Here is a 15,869-nt window from a genome sequence, read left to right as displayed (position 1 = left end):
CCGCTTCCCCCCGTCGGCGGGGCGTACGCATGTCCGCCGGGAGGTGACGCCATGGCCGAGCCGATCACCGACCGGGACCGCGAACAGGTCCGCCGGCTGCACGCTGAGGGCAAGACCCGCAACGCCATCGCCCGAGAGACCGGCCGCAGCGCCGCCTCGGTCTCGAAGATCGCGCGCGAACTCGGCCTCGCCTTCACCGGCGGCGCCCGAGTCGCCGCCGCCACCGAGGCGCGGCGGGCCGATGCTGCCGCCCGGCGCGAGCTGCTCGCTGACGAGGCCCTCGACGGTGCCCTCGGGCAGGTGACCCGGACCGGCGGGGCGGAGAGCGCGCGCGATGCACGCGACCACGCCACTGCCGCCCGAGCCCTGACCGAAGTGCACGCCCGTATCGCCGAGTTGGCCCGGACGACCGGCCACGGCAGCAAGGGCGGCTCGATGCTCGACAAGCTCGCCGACGCCCTGCTCGGGCCGAAGTCGGATGGTGGCCAAGAGGGGAGCTGATGACCGCTCCCCTGCCCCTGTCTGACAAGCAAGTGCGCTCGATCCGCGAATCGTCGAGCACCCGTATATCGATCTGGCACGGCAGCGTCCGCTCGGGCAAGTCGATCGCCTCGCTCGTGGCGTTCCTGCTCGGCGTGCGCCGGGCACCGGCGAGCGGGCTGATCCTGTTGTGCGGCCGGTCGTTGCAGACGATCGAGCGCAACATCATCGAGCCGCTTCAAGACCCGCTGCTGTTCGGCGACGTCGCCGAGGAGATCCGCCACACGCGCGGCGCTACGACCGCGAGTGTGCTGGGTCGCACCGTGCACCTGATCGGCGCGAACGATGCGCGGGCCGAGGGCCGGCTGCGCGGCGCGACGGCCGCGCTCGCCTACGTCGACGAGGCCACCCTCGTGCCCGAGGGTTTCTGGACGCAGCTCCTCGCGCGTCTGTCCGTGCCCGGCGCCCGGCTGCTCGCCACCACGAACCCGGACTCGCCGAGGCACTGGCTCAAGGCCGGATATCTTGACCGCGCGCCCGAACTCGACCTCGCGCATTGGCACTTCAAGCTCGCCGACAATCCGAGCCTGTCGCCTGACTACGTCGCCGCGCTCTCGGCCGAGTACGTCGGCCTGTGGCACAAGCGCATGATTGACGGCGCGTGGGTGGTCGCCGAGGGCGCCGTCTACGACATGTGGGATGAGCAGCAGCATGTCGTCGACGAGCTGCCGGCCATGCGCCGGCACTGGCTCGGCATCGACTACGGCACGACCAACCCGTTCGCCGCGGTGTTGCTCGGCCTCGGCGACGACGACCGGCTGTACGCGGTCGGCGAGTGGCGCCACGACTCGCGAGCGGCTCGCCGGCAGATGACCGACGCGCAGTACAGCAGCGTTGTGCGCGCGTGGCTCGACGAGCAGGGCATCGTCCCCGAGTGGACGTTCGTGGACCCGTCGGCCGCCTCGTACATCACGCAGCTGTGGGCGGACGGCCATCCCGGTATCGCGCGCGCCAATAACGACGTGCTCGACGGCATCCGCTCGACCGCGACCGCCCTCGATTCCGGGCTGCTGCGCGTGCACCGCTCGTGCGACGGGCTGCTCGGCGAACTGCCGGGCTACGCCTGGTCCGAAGAGGCAGCCGCCCGAGGCGAGGACAAGCCGATCAAGGCGAACGATCACAGCGTCGACGCGTTGCGCTACGTCGTGCACTCCACCGCGCACGAATGGCGCCACAATCTGAGACCGGCGGAACTCCTACGAGTCCCCCACGAGGGCACCGGCACCACCGGCAAATGCGCCTAGTGCCTCAGCAAGCGCCGCCATGCTTGCCTCGTGCCGGTCCTCCCAACCGGGTTCCGGTGATCCACTCGAATATGCATGGGTCACCTCGTAGAAGGCGCTGCGGGCGCTGCCCACTAACTCATGAGCGGCTTGCGCAGCCGGCATTGGGCCAAGCACAAGGATCTTTGCCGCACATCTAGACGCTTCTTGAACACTGTTGGCGGCCGTGTCTATACGGCTGACCAGCGTCTCCGCTACACCTTCGACTACGTCACCATCGGGGCCTATCGACGGGTCGTCGTGCTCAGCCTGAAGGGAGACCCTCAAGTTGGTGATTGCTTCCACGGCTTCCATGGCAGCCGCAGTGAGTGCGGTATAGGCCTCGACCCTCTCAGCGCGAGCAGTTCTCAGTCGCTCGTTCTTGGCGGTCTCCCTCACCTGGTGGCGTACGCCGAGAAAGGTCAACCCCGCCGCGCCAACTGCGCCGATGACACCGACTCCGGCTCCCAGAACCGCCGCTAACCCTTGATCCATCGCAAGAGCGTGCATGACAGCGGCCGTTCCTGACCAGCCCCAAGGAGGCCACTCCCTCATGCCCTTGCCAGCGAATGGCGTCGAGTGGCCGCCCCCGGCATGGGCTGACCAATACGCCACGATGCGCGTGGACGACGCGTGGTACTCCGGCGATCCGGATCGGCTCGCCGCCGTCTACGCCCGCCATGCGCGGCGCGGGGACGGGCGGCGCCGGCTGTGGAGCCGACGGCCCGAGGCGCCGCTGCGGCCCGAGACCCGTATGCACATCCCGCTCGCCGCGGATATCGCGAGCACGAGCGCGGCCCTGCTGTTCTCCGAGCCTCCGACGTTCACCGTCGACGACCGCGCGGCGCAGCAGCGGCTCGACCACTTCGCCGAGGCCGGCGGCATCGCGAACAATCTGATCGAGGCCGCCGAGGTCACCGCCGCACTCGGCGGGGTCTTCCTGCGCGTCACCTGGGATCGCGAGCTCGTAGACCGGCCGCTGCTGACCGTGGTCCATGCCGACTGCGCGCTGCCCGAGTTCCGCTACGGCATCCTGACCGCGGTCACGTTCTGGCACGAGCTGCCGAGCGACTCGGCCACCGTGTGGCGGCACTTGGAGCGGCACGAGCGCGGCGCGATCCTGCACGGCCTCTACCAGGGCAGCCCCGACCGGCTCGGCACGCGGGTGCCGCTCACCGAGCACCCCGGCGTCGCCGACCTCGCCGGCTCACTCGGCGAGCAGGGCGACACCATCGAGACCGGCCTGCCCGACGCGCTCACCGCCGCGTACGTGCCGAACATCGGCCCCAACCGGCGCCACCGGGGCAGCGACCTCGGGCGCTCCGACTACGCCGCCCCGCTGTATGACCTGTTCGACGCGCTCGATACGACGTGGTCGAGCTGGATGCGCGACATCCGCCTCGCCCGCGCCCGGCTGATCGTGCCCGACGGGTACGTGCGCGACAACGGGCCCGGCCGCGGCGCCTCGTTCGACGAGGACCGCGAGATCTGGACGCCACTCGCGATCCCGCCCACCGAGCAGGGCTCGGGCATCACGCTGTCGCAGTTCGCGATCAGGGTCGACGAGCACGTGCGTACCGCCGAGGCGATCGTGCGCCAGGCCGTCGAGTCGGCGAGCTACAGCGCGCAGACCTTCGGCCGCGGCGACGCCCCAGCCGTGACCGCTACCGAGGTCAACGCCCGTGAGCGGCGCAGCATGATGACCCGCGACGTGAAGGGCCGTTACTGGGCCCCGGCCCTCGCCGACATGCTGCACGTCATGCTCCGGCTCGACCGGCTGCTCGGCTACTCCACCGTGAGCGGCGAGCAGCGCCCGAACGTCCAGTTCGGCGACAGCGTCAGTGCCGACCCGCAGAGCACCGCGCAGACCCTCGCTCTGCTCGCGCAGGCCGAGGCGGCGAGCACCGACACGAAGGTGCGCATCCTGCACCCCGATTGGGACGAGCAGCAGGTGCGGGCCGAGGTCGACCGCATCCACGAGGAGAGCGGCACGGCCGTGCCCGACCCGATCACCGGCGCCCCCGCCATACCGGCGGAGCCGGACGCCAACCCCCTTGAGAGTGAGAACCAATGACGACGACGATAGACAGGCCAGCCACGGCCAGACTGCTCGATCTCCGGCCGCACCCCGAAGGCGGTTGGTTCCGGCAGACGTGGCGCAGCGACATCACGCTGCACCCCGCCGGCTACCCCGGCCCCCGCGCCACCGCGACCGCGATCTACTTCCTGTTGACCGCCGCCGACGAATCCGCGTGGCACACGGTGCGCTCACCGGAACTGTGGCTGTGGCACCGCGGCGGCCCCCTGCGACTGACCATGGGAGGCACCGGCAAGACCCCGGGCGAGCAGACGACGACGGTCGTTCTGGGCCCCGACGTCGAGGCCGGTCAGCAGCCGCAGGTCGTCGTGCCGGCCGGGGTCTGGCAGCGAGCCGAACCGGCCGGCTGCGACGAAGTCCTCGTGAGCACCGTCGTCTCACCAGGATTCTCGTACGACGACTTCCGTCTACTCTCCGAGAGCTGACCCGTGCACCGTCCCAGCGTGCACCCCTGCACTCCGGCTGGGACAACGAAGGGGTGCGGTCCAGGTCGACCGCGTCCTCACCGAGGCCCAGCGGGCCACCATGACTCGTTAGGAACTCGAGCCGCTAGCACCTGTGTTGCTCATTCGTTGCGCTTCGGCCCATGCGAGGATCGCATCGCAGAACTGGCCGACTGCTCCAATGGTCACCAACGCCCATACCGTGGTGGGTTCCTGAACATGCCCCGTGGCAATCGCCAGGGTGATGCCACCACCGCTGATCGCGCTCCAGCGAACCGAGGGGCGCGGGAGCCGAACGACGAGATCCTCTCGCCGACGGGGTCCATCTGAATTGTTCCTCTTCAAGTCGACGCTTCCTTAGGTGAGTTGGAGACAACGTCTCGCCAGGGGGGAAGCGTGTGCGCGCAACACGTTGCCGCACAGCCTGCCACATCCAGGGACGCCTCGACCTTGGAATCACAGGACGACAAGAACTATGGAGCATCGGATTTTGGAAGAAACCTTTAATGAGCCTTAGAAATTAATACCGAATCAGTTATTCGCCCGCAGATTCCAAGATCAAGCGAGCGTTACACCAGGCCTCGTCGCACAGCATCGTGACGCAAGTCACGCGCTCAGCGAGGGCGGTGTCCGTTAAGTGCACGATTGCCCACCTGCCGCTACCGCGGCACTGGCGCGCTGGTCGTACTCATTCAAGGATACGGGCGAAGCTCACCCGCCCCGAGAACCGAGCGTTCCGCATCATCACCGAGGTAGTTGGCCGGCCGCTACGAGCCGCCCGAGGGTGGGCGCAACACCCGTTCGCCGCGATCCAGCCGCTACGCCACACCCTGAAGGCCGACCAACTGCCCCTACCACTAGGCGACGGGCCACCCGACGAACTTGTCACCGTCCTCGTACACGAGCGCCATGCCGGCGTGCGCGACGAGCTCGGCGAGGTCGTCGACCGGCCGTTCGGGGAGCAGGACGACGAGGCGCGCGTCCTTCGGAGGGATGTGGCGGCTGTAGTCGTGAAGCTGCCCTATGGCCATTCGGACGGCGTTGCGGCTGCTGCTGCCCTTGAGCTCGTAGAGCACGTTGTCGGTCGCGTCGTACAGGTCCGTCCAGAACGTTGAGGTCAGGCCCCGTACGCGGATCTTGAAGCGGTCGACCTTGTGCCCCTGGCTCTTGAGGAAGGCAAGGAACCGGTCGCTCAGCTCCGCCTCGCGGCGCGTGACCTCGACGGCGTCGCTGGCCTTGCGGGTCACCTTCTTCTTGCTGTTCTTCTCCGGCTTGGTTGCCTGCCCGCTGGTGGACTCCGCCGGCTTGAGCTCGAAGAGCGAGGGGTCACCAGTCGGCACGGCCGGCAGAGTCTCGATGACGTCATCGGACGCGGCGGGAACGAAGTCCTCCGGGAGCTGCTCGACCGGAGCCACGGGGCGCAGTCGGAAGACGTAGACCCATCGCAGGTCCTTGTTCTGGTCGAGCGCCTGCCGCCGCACGAACGGCTCGTCGTCGTCGAGCTTGAACTCGCCGACGTACCGGTGCTCCTTCGTTCCGTCGCGACCGTTGACGTATCCGACGCAGACGAACACGCGCAGGGTGCGCCCTGCCGCAGCGTGGTTGAGTACAGCCCCGTTGAAGCGCTTCAGGGTCTGATGACCTTCGACGCCCTGTCCGGTGTACTCGAAGATCGGGCCCTTCTCGTCTTCTTCGGCGAGCCAACCATCCTGGTAGCCGTAGTCCTTGCCGCTGTCGTGATCCGTGAAGAGCTGGATTGTGTTGCTCGTCTTCGACGGGATGATGCCGCCCTGACCCGAGCCACCAAACAGTGCGTTCAGCTGCTCACGGGTGAGGACGTCGCCGGGCGTGATCTGCGCAGAGGTCATACTCACGACCGTACCGAGCACCACTGACAATCCATGCCGTCCAATCCGGGGCATCTCCCCAACTCCTCGTGCATGATGACGTGTTGTGGATGAAGGGACAGTCGCACTGATCGCGGCAGGTTGTGGGGTCCTCGGCTCGATGCTGGGGGCCGCTGGCACGGTCTGGGCCACGAAGGCCGGAGCGCGCCGGAGCGCCGAGGCTGTGCGCGGCCAGACACAGGACCAAGCTGCAAATGAGCAAGCTCACTGGCTGCGGCAACAACGTCTCGCCACCTGCGAGGGGTTCCTCGATGCATGGGACGAATGCACCCGTATGCGAAAAGAGTTGTCCCGGCCGACAGATGAGAGTCGGCACGACGAGCTACGCGCTGAACTGGGCCGAGCAGCCGAGCGCATGCTGGAGCGAGCGAAGCGTATTGAAGTTCTCGGGCCCGACGAGGTATCCCAAGCCGCTCAAACAATCTCCGAAGCGACCCTGGAGAACATCAAGCAGGAGGACAAGTTCGGCGACTACATGAGGGCGGCACTTGCTCGTGTTCAGGCACAGGCCCGACGAGTTCAGGAGGTCTCCCCCGACCTTCCGCTCGAGCGTCTGAACGAGGTTCTCCGCCACGCCAACGACTTGCAGACACTGCAAGAGCTGTACTCCATAGAGGATTTGGAGGAGCTGGTAGGAAGCGCGGAGAGTTCCATGGAAGATGCGCAAGAGTGGATCCGCAGGGCGACGATCCTCAATGAGCTCGGGGACGAGGTCACCAGCGAGAGCTCCCAGTTCCTCGAGGGCTTTAGGCGCAACATCCAGGTCACTGAAGAGCACAGGGCAGTCTTCGTCCGCACGGTACGGGAATCGATCGCAAGTCCCCCAGGCGCGTAACGGCTGATCCGTCTCGGCCGCGGGAGGTGAGCGCATGCCTGTCTCCCCCGAACTGGTCGAGGACCTCGCCGACGTCACCCGCGATCTGTACGCGGACGCTGAAGATCAGCTCTTGCAGCTCGTCGCGCGGCAACTCGCCGACGGCTTCGAAGCGCCCGGCTGGGCACAGCGCAAGCTCGCCGCGATCCAGCCGCTACGCCGTGCCGCGCAGGCCGTCGTCGACGAGCTCGGCCGCGCGGTGTCCCTTGAGGTGTTCGACGTGGTCGCCGAGTCCTACAACCGCGGGCACCGGGCCGCAGTCGCCGAACTCGGCGCCCTGCCCGATCGGGCCCGGCGCCTGGTCGACGAGATCGCCCCCAACGCGCAGGCCGTCGACCGCCTCGCTGTTGAGACGTTGGACGTGGTCACCGCGACGCACCGCGGCATTCTTCGGGCCGTCGTTGACGGCTTCCGCGAGGTCGTCGCCCGCGTGACGGCTACGCCACTGCTCGGCATCGGCACGCGCAGGCAGGCGACGCAGGACGCCATGAGGCAGTTCGCCGACCGCGGCATATCCGGTTTCACCGACCGGGCCGGCCGCCGCTGGCAACTCACCTCGTACGCGGAGATGGCCGTACGCACCGCGACCGGCCGCGCCGCCGTCGAGGCGCACACCCGCACTCTGACCGAGGCCGGCCTCGACCTGGTGCTCGTCTCGAACGCGCCGCGCGAGTGCCCGCTGTGCCGCCCGTGGGAGGGCAAGCTCCTTGCCATCGACGGGCCCGCCGGTCATCGCACGGTCGAGGTCGAGCACGCCATCGAGGACGGCAATATGCTCTCGGTCGTCGTGCAGGGCACCCTCGAAGAGGCGCGACTCGCGGGCTTCCAACATCCCAACTGCCGCCACAGCATTGCCGCGTACATCCCCGGTGTCTCATCGCTCGTTCCACCGATGCGCTCGGACGGCTCGGGCTATGAGGCCGGGCAGCGGCAGCGCGCGATCGAGCGGAACATCCGCAAGCACAAGAAGCGGGCCGCCGCTGCGGTCACTCCCGAGGCGAAGCGCGCAGCCGAGGCGAAGGTGCGCCAGTGGCAGGGCGCGATGCGCCATCACCTCGCCGAGAATCCAGGGCTGCGTCGCAAGCGCGAGCGCGAACGGATCGGCGCCGGCAACCTGCCCGAAGACCGGCTCGCCCCGACGCAGGCCGCCGTCGAGGCGGCCCGCGTCCGCGCGGGCGACGAACAGACCCCTGCGGAGATGAGCGAGCAGCAGGTCGCCGACGCGATCGGTACCGGCCTGCTCGACGGCCGCGACCTCGACCGGACCTCGACCGAGCTCGACCGGCGCGACGAGCAGGCGCTGCTCGACCGTGTCCGACCCGGCGGACAACTCGTCGATGACCTCTCGCAGTTCTCCGACACCGAGCTCGGCCGCGTGCTGCCGCACCTCGACGATGAGCAGGTGCTGCGAATCGCCGCAGAGCTCGACCGGCGCGACGTCGCCGCCCGATTGCCCGAGGTACGGCCCGACATGGTGGGCCTGTCCGACGAGCAGCTCGCCCAGCGCGCCCGCCTCGCCGACGCCGCCGAGCTCGCCGCCATCGCAGCCGAGGCCGACCGGCGGCAACTGCTCGCCGCCCTGTTCCCCGCCGGGCAACTCGCCGCCGATCTCTTCCCGTTCGGCGACGACCTGCTCGGATGGGCCATGCGCTACGCCTCGCCCGACCAGGCCGCGCACATCGCCTCCGAACTCGACCGCAGGCACCCCGTCGCACCGCCCGTCATGGCGACCGGCGGCACCGTGGCCGATCACCTCGCCAACCGGGCCGCGCTCGCCGCCGCCATGGCACCGTTGCACCTCGACGACCCGCCACCGGCAGACTCGGACGAGTGGGGTGCCTACGGGCGCGACGTCACCAAGGGCCCCGACGGCACCGAGCACATGTCCGCCGCCGAGCGCTGGGCGTACGAGAAGGAGCTCGCCGAACGCGAGGCGCAGATCGCGTACACCCGCGAGGAGATACGCGAGATGTACCGCGAGCACGTCTACTTGCAGTGGCTCGCCGCCGAAGAAGCCACCCGCGGGCACATGCTCAACCACCGCGCCGAGGCCGCCGGCGTCGACCCACGCAGCCTGTTCTCGGGGCCGGCGCACGTCGCCTACGCCCGCGCGTCCGAAGACCTCATACGCTTCTGGTCGGAGGAATCACCGCGCATCACGCTCGCCGAGTTCACCGAGCAGGTAACCGGGGTGCGCAGCAGCGCGGCTGAGACGGCCCGCAACTCCGCCAACGACCAGCGTCGCAAGCAGTAGAGGGGGCACCGTGGGATTTCGCGAGGACGCCGTGCGCGCCCACCAGGACGGCCAGAACGCGGCACGCGAGCAGCGCCCGCCGACCGACTGCCCGCACCCCGCCGACTCCGCGCTGCGCCTGGCTTGGGTCCGCGGCTACGCCGCGGGCCACAGCACAGCAGACCGCACCGCCGAGTAATAGCCCAGCACACCAAAGCCGTTTCTCACGGCTGGTTCTTCTCGTTGAGAATGGCATTGGTTTGCCGCGGGAAGGTGGCGAGGAATTGGACGCGACAGCTTGGGTCGGCATCGTCGGTATCGCTGGAACTCTCTTGGGCACTCTTCTGGCGCCGATTGCGGCTGAGCGAATGCGGCGAAAGAGCGTACGTGCAGAGCAGCTAGTCGTAATTTATGCTGACCTGCTGAGAGCTACGGCTCGGTTCGCTGACAACGCGAGGGATTCGTCAACGCATCCACTCGCGGAGTTGAAGGAGACAGAAGACGAGGAGCTAGACCGATTGATGAGCCAAGTTCGCGTCGTAGCGAGCGACAGCGTACACGAGCGCATCAATCGTCTATCGAGCACTATTCACGAGTTCAACCGGCTGCTTGTTCTTGAGGCGAGACCTCACCATCAACGGCTCCGTGAAGACGGTCAGGCCGTCGACGATGAGAAGAGCATCCAGCAGCGCATGTCCCTATCTGATATCGCAGATAGGGTAGTTCAGGCACACAAAGAACTCGAAAGCGTAATTCGTGCCGAAATGAAGCCTTAACGCACTCGTGATGTCTTCCCACGAGGGCAACCATAAGAAACGAATCCGAAGGGCCCGCCACTGCCCGGCGGGCCCTCTTTGCGTTCCCTGCCACCTCTCCACGGAGGGCCGATCACCCATGCCTGAAACCACCCCGCCTACCGCCGCCACCCCGTCCGCGGGCGACCAAGGCACACAGCAGGGCAGCGACAGCATGCCCGCCGCCCAGACTCCCTCCACCGCGCCGGACCCGGCGGCTGAGCAGCAGCTCGCCGACGCCGAGCAGCGCGCCACGGAGCAGGCCGAGCGCGCCGAGCAGCTACAGACCGCGCTCGACGCCGTGCAGCAAGCCCTCAACCCGGACGGGGGCGAGGGCGGGCAGGCCCCGGCGCAGCTCGCCGACGCCGTGGCCGAGCGCGATCAGCAGATCAGCGACCTTGCCGCGCAGCTCCGTACGGCGCGCGTCGAGCTCGCTGCCCACCAGGCCGCGGGCGAGTCCGGGGCGCGCGCCGACCGGCTGCTGAACTCTCGCTCGTTCCTTGCCGCTGTGTCCGAACTCGACCCTGACGAGGCGAAGTTCGGCGAGCAACTCGCGGCCGCGATCAAGTCGGCCGTTGACGCCGATCCGGACCTGTACCGCGCCACGCAGGCACCGCCGCGCGCGGGCGCGCAGTTCAACGGGCCGCCGTCCGCCGAGCGGCGCCCGGCCACCCTGCACGACGCCATCGCCGCCCGCCTCGGCGGCTGACCGGCCCCGCGCACCAACCGCAGACCCGACCGAACCGACAACTCAATAGGAGTCCGCACCATGGCGATTACGCTCGCCGAAGCGCGCCTGAACACGCTCGACGACATCGACATGACCCTGATCGACGAGTTCCGCAAGTCGAGTTGGCTGCTGGAGAACCTGACCTTCGACAACAGCGTGAACCCCGCCGGCGGCGGCGCCACCCTCACCTACGGCTACACGCGCGTGGTCGAGGAACGGGGCGCAGCCTTCCGCCCTTACAACACCGAGTACGGGATCGACGAGGCCCGCCGCGCCCGCTACACCGTCGACCTCGCCCCGCTCGGTGGCGCGTTCAAGGTCGACCGGGTGCTCGCGCACATCGGGCCGGCCGCGACCGACGAGGTTGCCTTGCAGATGGGCCAGGCAGTGAAGGGCGCGCGTGCGTTCTTCAGTGACCAGGTCATCAACGGCAAGCGCGACAACACCCCTGGTGCCGAGACCGGGTTCGACGGCCTCGACGTCGCCCTCGCCGGCAGCTCGACGGAGATGGGCGCCGAGACCGTACGCGACTGGACCGGTACCGCTCTGGGCGATGACCGGGCCGCGACGCACGACGCGCTCGACGTCCTCGACGAGTGGCTGAGCCTGCTCGACGGTCCCGCGACCGCGATCCTCGGCAACAAGCGCACCATTGCCCGCGTGCGGTCCCTCGCCCGGCGGGCCGGCTACTACACGCGCAGCGAGGACGCGTTCGGACAGACCGTCGAGAGCTACGGCGGTGTTCCGTTCGTCGACCTCGGCGAGAAGGCCGGTTCGAGTGATCCGGTCGTGCCGGTCGAGGACCGCGACGGGCTCGGCACGGGCCTGTCGGACCTGTACGCGGTGCGCCTGGGGCTCGACGGGTTCCACGGCGTGAGCACCGTCGGCTCGAACCTCGTGCGGCAGTGGCTGCCGGACTTCGAGACCGCCGGCGCCGTCAAGACCGGCGAGGTCGAGCTCGGGCCCGTCGCCGTCGCGCTCAAGCGCACCAAGGCCGCGGCGGTGCTGCGGAACATCAAGGTCAAGTGATGACCGTGCGCTACGAGATCACTGCCCCGACGACCGGACACACAGGGCTTGTTGCGGGCGTGCCGTTCGTGGCCGGCCGCGCCGTCGTCGACGACCCGCCACCGGGTGCCCTGCTGTACTTCCGCCGCCACGGCTACACGATCAACCCCGACGGCGAGCGCGTGCCCGCCGGGTTCGTGGCGAACGGCCCGTCGACGCCGCCCAAGCCGGCGCGCCCGCGCAGCAAGCCGCGCGGCACCGCCAAGGACACAGCCGACGAGGGGTGATCGTGTGGGACGCGTCTACGCCACGCGCGACCAGCTCGTCGCCTACCTCGCCACCAACGTGCCCAACGACGCCGAGCGGCTGATCGCCCGCGCATCCGAGGACGTCGACGCAGCCCTGCTCTCCGCGGTCTACGCCACGGACGAGATGGGCTATCCGGCCGAGGCCCGCATCCGGGCCGCACTGGCGAGCGCGGTCTGCGCGCAGGTCGAATACTGCCTCGCGACCGGCGAGGACGGCACCGGCACAGCCGAAGTGTGGGACTCGGTCAGCATCGGCCCCGTGTCCCTCTCCGGGCGCAGCAGCCCGCCCTCGCCACCCATGGTGAACAGCGTTGAGCTCGCCCCGCGCGCGTACCGGACGCTGCGCACCGCGGGCCTGCTGCCCGGCGACGTGTTCGGCGTCGGCGAGGCGCCGTGTCCGCCGGATCGTGAACTGCCATGGTGAGCCGCGTACCGGGCCGGCTGCTGCGGCACCGGATCGCCGTCGAGCCGTACCTCGGCGATTCGGCCTACGGCCCGCGATTCGGTCCACAGGTTGTGGGCATACCCGCCCTGGTCGCCGCCGTGTGCGAGCAGATCACCGACCCGGAGGGGCGAAAGGTGATCGCAACTGCGCAGATCATCGCCAGCCCCGATCTGGATTGCCCGCCTGGTTCCCGCATCACCTTGCCCGACGGCCGCACTGCAACCGCCATCAGTGCCGCACGACACACTGCGCCGGGGCTGCCCGTGCCCGCATGCACGGAACTGAAATGCCAATGACCCCGGCAAGCCTCGCATAGGCAGGATTCTGCTAAGCGATAGGTTCCGCCTTGATCCAATGCGTGAGGAACTCACGGCCTTTTTCGGTGAGAAGAATTACCTTCGCATGACGTTGCCGCTCCTGCTCGGCCAGCACAGCCATCGTCTCCTCGCGGAACTCGATGAGGCCATCATCGAGAAGGTTTGATACGGTCCACCACATTTCATCGTGGATTCTCAGATTCCCGAAACCAACCAGCCCCGGCTCCTTCCAGTCGTACGGCGGAAATCCTCGCCCTTTGAACTGCTCATCCATTTCTTGCAGTTTTCGAACGAACGCCTTCAAGAGCTGCCGCTCGATGTCTGTATACCTGTGGCGGAGGATGGCAAGGTTCGACTTGTATTGAAGCATCGACTTTCTATCGATGTCGCCCTTGTCGTAGCGAGTATGGCAAGTGGGACAAAGAGCGATCAGATTGTCGAATGTATGCTCCTTGACCTTCGCCCATTCCGTAATGTGCGCAAGTTCGACTGGCGTTTGCCGACACGTTGGGATTGCACACCGGTGGCCTGCCTCGACGAGAACGGCCCGTTTCAGTTCAGCTGGGATATCTGGTCGACCTTGAGCCATAGCGAGATCCTAGAGCAGCGCGAAGGGGCTGCCCGTACCAGAAGCCAGGGAGGTGGCCCTTCGTATGACCCAGCGCACCCGCCTGCGCTTCAACGGCGAGCAGGCCCTCGCCGGTACCCGCGCGGGCGCCGCGCGCGGGCTGCGGATCGCGGCCGAGTACGTCCTCGGCCGCTCCCGCGCACAGGTCCCGATCGACGAGGCCACCCTCGAACGCTCCGGGGTCGCCACCGTCGACGAGAACGACCTGACCGCCGCCGTCTCGTACGACACCCCGTACGCGGTCCGCCAGCACGAGGAACTCACCTACCGCCACGACCCCGGCCGCAAGGCCAAGTACCTCGAAGATCCGCTGAACGAGTCAGCTTCGACGGTCGCGCAGATCATCGCCGCGCAGGTGAGGCGGTCGCTCCGTGGCTGATCCGCTCGACTACCTCGACGCGCTCGCCCGCTACCTCGACGAGCGCGGCCTGCTCGCCTACGACCCGAGAGGCACCTGCGGCGACACGTTCATCGAAGCGATGCCGCCGGCCCCCGACGAAGCCGTGTGCCTGTCCCTGTACGGGGCGGGCGCCACGGACGCCCGCAACGGATGGGACGTGCGGTCCCTGCAAGTCCGTACCCGCGGCACCGCCGATCCGCGCACGTCCCGCCAACGGGCCGAGGCGATCTACGACGCGCTGCACGGCCTCGCCGGCATCGCGCTACCCGGCGGCATCTGGCTCGTGCTCGCCGCCGCCGTCACCACCCCGGCCCCGCTCGGGACCGACACGGCCGGGCGGCACGAGCACGTCACGAACTACCGCCTCGACATCGAGGCACCGACCACTCACCGCCACAACTGAACACCGACTGAAGACAAGGGAGTTTCCCGCATGGGACGACCGATTGACGCCCGAGGCTGGGTGTTCGAGGTCAAGGACCAGAGCCGCCCCGGCGATCACTGGCTACCGATCGAGAACCTCACCTCGTGGTCGAAGAACGACAGCGAGAACGAGGAGACGGCCGAGACGACGTCGTTCGACTCCAAGGGCTGGTACGAACAAGACGTCATGCAGCGCGGCGGGCAGATCGAGCTCGAAGGACAGTACGCGCTCGACAAGTCCGGCCGACAGGTCCCCGGACAGGCCTACGTCGATCGCTACTGGGGCCAGCGCCTCGGCATCGACTCGCGCAACCTCATCCGCTGGCGCCACGACTCGCAGGACACATGGGTGATCTGGGAGGCCACCGTCACGCCCGACGAGCAGAGCGGCGAGACCAACGACAAGACGAGCTGGACGGCGACGTTCACGCAGTGCGGACGCCCGCGCTACGCCCCCGTCTTCCCGATCTGCGCTGAGGAGAGTGCCGCGTGACCGAGCACAGCCAAGACCACGAACACGGGCACGAGGTCGCCGACTTCGACGCGTTCTTCGCCGAGCACGCCGAGCCGCGGTTCGGCGCCGTCCTGCGCCTTTACGGGCGCGAGTACGTGCTGCCCACCTCGCTGCCGCTGCTGTTCACACTCCAGATGGAGCGCGTCAAGGACAGCGACAACCCCGACGACATCCGGCGCCTGCTCTCCAGCCTGTTCGGACCCGCCGCGCTCGACGAGTGGGCCGAGCACGGCATGACCGACCGGCAGCTCGGCATCGTCCTTGTGTGGGCCGCGGCCAACTCCCGTGAACCGGGCTGCCTGTCGATGCCCGAGGCCGCCGCCGCGTACGACGAACGTGAGGCCGCCGAGGAGGGAAAAGCCCTGCCGCGGCCGACCCCGGCGACGGTTCGGGCCGCTTCTGGCAAGCCGTCCTGACCAACTGGGGCGCGGTCGAGGCCGACCTCGCCCGCGAGTACCACCTCGGTGCCGAGCAGCTCGCCACCGTGAGCACGCGCCGGTTCCTCGCCCTGGTCGGTGGCCTGCCCGCCGAGGCCAAGTTCCCCCGCATCTGGGCTCGAACGCCCCGCGCCGTGAGCAACCCGCACGAGATCGCCGCCCTCACGGGCCATCGAGCTCCGACACCGGATCACGGGCTCTAGCGGCTACCGTTCTGCGCGCGGGCGAGATCCAGTACTGGGGCGTCTCGTTCCCTCCCGGTTCCGTGAACGTCCCGTCCTTACTTGGTTCGCGAACGTCTCGCACTTTCCCCGTTCCGTGGACGTCTCGTTCTCTCCCGGTTCCACGAACGTTCCGCGCTTACCCGGTTCCTGAACGTCCCGTTCTTACTCGGTTTCCTGACCCTAAAAACTTGAGGGTTATCCCCATCGGGAGAACTTCCGCGCTACTGTCTACTTAAAGGTTGCACCGGGACGTGATCGGCTGTGTCTTTTAACGCCGCCTCTGA

21 protein-coding genes are annotated in these 15,869 nt (G+C 68.3%); 18 read left to right on the top strand and 3 right to left on the bottom strand.

Going from position 1 to position 15,869, the window contains the following annotated elements:
* Window positions 1-51 precede the first annotated feature (51 nt).
* Window positions 52-501: a hypothetical protein gene (locus tag ACIDOF_RS08465; protein ID WP_409005107.1), complete on the top strand. Its 450-nt coding sequence runs from the start codon at window positions 52-54 to the stop codon at window positions 499-501.
* Window positions 501-1,784, top strand: a complete 1,284-nt coding sequence (locus tag ACIDOF_RS08460; RefSeq protein ID WP_409005106.1) for a PBSX family phage terminase large subunit — start codon at window positions 501-503, stop codon at window positions 1,782-1,784. The genes ACIDOF_RS08465 and ACIDOF_RS08460 overlap by 1 nt, the downstream gene beginning before the upstream one ends.
* Here the strand turns inward: ACIDOF_RS08460 and ACIDOF_RS08455 are convergent.
* On the bottom strand, window positions 1,737-2,312 hold the full coding sequence (locus ACIDOF_RS08455; RefSeq protein WP_409005105.1) for a hypothetical protein: 576 nt from the start codon (window positions 2,310-2,312) through the stop codon (window positions 1,737-1,739). The genes ACIDOF_RS08460 and ACIDOF_RS08455 overlap by 48 nt on opposite strands.
* Here ACIDOF_RS08455 and ACIDOF_RS08450 point away from each other — a divergent pair.
* Together ACIDOF_RS08450 and ACIDOF_RS08445 are read left to right on the top strand one after the other, a co-directional pair.
* Window positions 2,311-3,876, top strand: a complete 1,566-nt coding sequence (locus tag ACIDOF_RS08450) for a phage portal protein (protein ID WP_409005104.1) — start codon at window positions 2,311-2,313, stop codon at window positions 3,874-3,876. The genes ACIDOF_RS08455 and ACIDOF_RS08450 overlap by 2 nt on opposite strands.
* Window positions 3,873-4,325: a cupin domain-containing protein gene (locus ACIDOF_RS08445; protein ID WP_409005103.1), complete on the top strand. Its 453-nt coding sequence runs from the start codon at window positions 3,873-3,875 to the stop codon at window positions 4,323-4,325. Before ACIDOF_RS08450 ends, ACIDOF_RS08445 begins: the two co-directional genes overlap by 4 nt.
* Before the next feature lie 875 nt (window positions 4,326-5,200).
* Here ACIDOF_RS08445 and ACIDOF_RS08440 read toward each other — a convergent pair.
* Entirely contained in the window at window positions 5,201-6,211 is a 1,011-nt protein-coding gene (locus ACIDOF_RS08440) for a hypothetical protein (protein WP_409005102.1), read from the bottom strand.
* An 85-nt stretch (window positions 6,212-6,296) separates the two neighbouring features.
* Between ACIDOF_RS08440 and ACIDOF_RS08435 the strand changes: the two genes are divergently transcribed.
* From ACIDOF_RS08435 to ACIDOF_RS08395, 9 genes are all read left to right on the top strand, one after another.
* Window positions 6,297-7,085, top strand: a complete 789-nt coding sequence (locus ACIDOF_RS08435; protein ID WP_409005101.1) for a hypothetical protein — start codon at window positions 6,297-6,299, stop codon at window positions 7,083-7,085.
* Window positions 7,086-7,119: 34 nt separating this feature from the next.
* Window positions 7,120-9,378: a phage minor capsid protein gene (locus ACIDOF_RS08430; RefSeq protein ID WP_409005100.1), complete on the top strand. Its 2,259-nt coding sequence runs from the start codon at window positions 7,120-7,122 to the stop codon at window positions 9,376-9,378.
* A 10-nt stretch (window positions 9,379-9,388) separates the two neighbouring features.
* The gene (locus tag ACIDOF_RS08425; protein ID WP_409005099.1) at window positions 9,389-9,556 is read left to right on the top strand and encodes an Rmf/CrpP fold protein; all 168 of its coding nucleotides are present in this window, start codon (window positions 9,389-9,391) and stop codon (window positions 9,554-9,556) included.
* An 85-nt stretch (window positions 9,557-9,641) separates the two neighbouring features.
* A complete protein-coding gene (locus ACIDOF_RS08420) occupies window positions 9,642-10,133 on the top strand; it encodes a hypothetical protein (protein ID WP_409005098.1) in 492 nt (163 codons plus the stop codon).
* Between the two features lie 118 nt (window positions 10,134-10,251).
* Complete coding sequence (locus ACIDOF_RS08415) at window positions 10,252-10,860, top strand: hypothetical protein (RefSeq protein WP_409005097.1); 609 nt, start codon at window positions 10,252-10,254, stop codon at window positions 10,858-10,860.
* A 60-nt stretch (window positions 10,861-10,920) separates the two neighbouring features.
* On the top strand, window positions 10,921-11,910 hold the full coding sequence (locus ACIDOF_RS08410; protein ID WP_409005096.1) for a major capsid protein: 990 nt from the start codon (window positions 10,921-10,923) through the stop codon (window positions 11,908-11,910).
* Window positions 11,910-12,176 (top strand): hypothetical protein, encoded by a 267-nt coding sequence (locus tag ACIDOF_RS08405; RefSeq protein WP_409005095.1) that lies wholly within the window; start codon window positions 11,910-11,912, stop codon window positions 12,174-12,176. Before ACIDOF_RS08410 ends, ACIDOF_RS08405 begins: the two co-directional genes overlap by 1 nt.
* Before the next feature lie 4 nt (window positions 12,177-12,180).
* Window positions 12,181-12,621, top strand: coding sequence for a hypothetical protein (locus ACIDOF_RS08400; RefSeq protein ID WP_409005094.1), 441 nt, complete (start codon window positions 12,181-12,183; stop codon window positions 12,619-12,621).
* Entirely contained in the window at window positions 12,615-12,938 is a 324-nt protein-coding gene (locus tag ACIDOF_RS08395; RefSeq protein WP_409005093.1) for a hypothetical protein, read from the top strand. Before ACIDOF_RS08400 ends, ACIDOF_RS08395 begins: the two co-directional genes overlap by 7 nt.
* Before the next feature lie 31 nt (window positions 12,939-12,969).
* Here the strand turns inward: ACIDOF_RS08395 and ACIDOF_RS08390 are convergent, their stop codons facing one another.
* On the bottom strand, window positions 12,970-13,548 hold the full coding sequence (locus ACIDOF_RS08390; RefSeq protein WP_409005092.1) for an HNH endonuclease: 579 nt from the start codon (window positions 13,546-13,548) through the stop codon (window positions 12,970-12,972).
* A 64-nt stretch (window positions 13,549-13,612) separates the two neighbouring features.
* Between ACIDOF_RS08390 and ACIDOF_RS08385 the strand changes: the two genes are divergently transcribed.
* The 5 genes from ACIDOF_RS08385 (at window position 13,613) to ACIDOF_RS08365 (ending at window position 15,564) form a co-directional block, all read left to right on the top strand.
* Window positions 13,613-13,966, top strand: a complete 354-nt coding sequence (locus tag ACIDOF_RS08385) for a hypothetical protein (protein WP_409005091.1) — start codon at window positions 13,613-13,615, stop codon at window positions 13,964-13,966.
* Window positions 13,959-14,390: a minor capsid protein gene (locus tag ACIDOF_RS08380; protein ID WP_409005090.1), complete on the top strand. Its 432-nt coding sequence runs from the start codon at window positions 13,959-13,961 to the stop codon at window positions 14,388-14,390. Before ACIDOF_RS08385 ends, ACIDOF_RS08380 begins: the two co-directional genes overlap by 8 nt.
* Window positions 14,391-14,420: 30 nt before the next feature.
* Window positions 14,421-14,903 carry a phage tail tube protein gene (locus tag ACIDOF_RS08375; protein WP_409005089.1) on the top strand — a complete coding sequence of 161 codons (483 nt, stop codon included), beginning with the start codon at window positions 14,421-14,423 and terminating at the stop codon, window positions 14,901-14,903.
* Window positions 14,900-15,340, top strand: a complete 441-nt coding sequence (locus ACIDOF_RS08370; protein ID WP_409005088.1) for a hypothetical protein — start codon at window positions 14,900-14,902, stop codon at window positions 15,338-15,340. Before ACIDOF_RS08375 ends, ACIDOF_RS08370 begins: the two co-directional genes overlap by 4 nt.
* 68 nt (window positions 15,341-15,408) lie before the next feature.
* Window positions 15,409-15,564, top strand: a complete 156-nt coding sequence (locus ACIDOF_RS08365) for a hypothetical protein (RefSeq protein WP_409005087.1) — start codon at window positions 15,409-15,411, stop codon at window positions 15,562-15,564.
* Window positions 15,565-15,869 lie beyond the last annotated feature (305 nt).

The sequence above is a fragment of the Streptomyces sp. Da 82-17 genome, assembly GCF_046098215.1.
Classification (GTDB): Bacteria; Actinomycetota; Actinomycetes; order Streptomycetales; family Streptomycetaceae; genus Streptomyces.
The sequence above is the reverse complement of the archived record's forward strand: the minus strand, read 5'-3'. Positions and strand labels throughout refer to the sequence as shown.

Excerpts from the sequence above, each read along its gene's own strand:
- ACIDOF_RS08465 (WP_409005107.1), top strand. The coding sequence starts at position 52 with ATGGCCGAGCCGATCACCGACCGGGACCGCGAACAGGTCCGCCGGCTG.
- ACIDOF_RS08460 (WP_409005106.1), top strand. The coding sequence starts at position 501 with ATGACCGCTCCCCTGCCCCTGTCTGACAAGCAAGTGCGCTCGATCCGC.
- ACIDOF_RS08450 (WP_409005104.1), top strand. The coding sequence starts at position 2,311 with ATGACAGCGGCCGTTCCTGACCAGCCCCAAGGAGGCCACTCCCTCATG.
- ACIDOF_RS08455 (WP_409005105.1), bottom strand. The coding sequence starts at position 2,312 with ATGCACGCTCTTGCGATGGATCAAGGGTTAGCGGCGGTTCTGGGAGCC.
- ACIDOF_RS08445 (WP_409005103.1), top strand. The coding sequence starts at position 3,873 with ATGACGACGACGATAGACAGGCCAGCCACGGCCAGACTGCTCGATCTC.
- ACIDOF_RS08440 (WP_409005102.1), bottom strand. The coding sequence starts at position 6,211 with ATGACCTCTGCGCAGATCACGCCCGGCGACGTCCTCACCCGTGAGCAG.
- ACIDOF_RS08430 (WP_409005100.1), top strand. The coding sequence starts at position 7,120 with ATGCCTGTCTCCCCCGAACTGGTCGAGGACCTCGCCGACGTCACCCGC.
- ACIDOF_RS08415 (WP_409005097.1), top strand. The coding sequence starts at position 10,252 with ATGCCTGAAACCACCCCGCCTACCGCCGCCACCCCGTCCGCGGGCGAC.
- ACIDOF_RS08410 (WP_409005096.1), top strand. The coding sequence starts at position 10,921 with ATGGCGATTACGCTCGCCGAAGCGCGCCTGAACACGCTCGACGACATC.
- ACIDOF_RS08405 (WP_409005095.1), top strand. The coding sequence starts at position 11,910 with ATGACCGTGCGCTACGAGATCACTGCCCCGACGACCGGACACACAGGG.
- ACIDOF_RS08395 (WP_409005093.1), top strand. The coding sequence starts at position 12,615 with ATGGTGAGCCGCGTACCGGGCCGGCTGCTGCGGCACCGGATCGCCGTC.
- ACIDOF_RS08390 (WP_409005092.1), bottom strand. The coding sequence starts at position 13,548 with ATGGCTCAAGGTCGACCAGATATCCCAGCTGAACTGAAACGGGCCGTT.
- ACIDOF_RS08385 (WP_409005091.1), top strand. The coding sequence starts at position 13,613 with ATGACCCAGCGCACCCGCCTGCGCTTCAACGGCGAGCAGGCCCTCGCC.
- ACIDOF_RS08375 (WP_409005089.1), top strand. The coding sequence starts at position 14,421 with ATGGGACGACCGATTGACGCCCGAGGCTGGGTGTTCGAGGTCAAGGAC.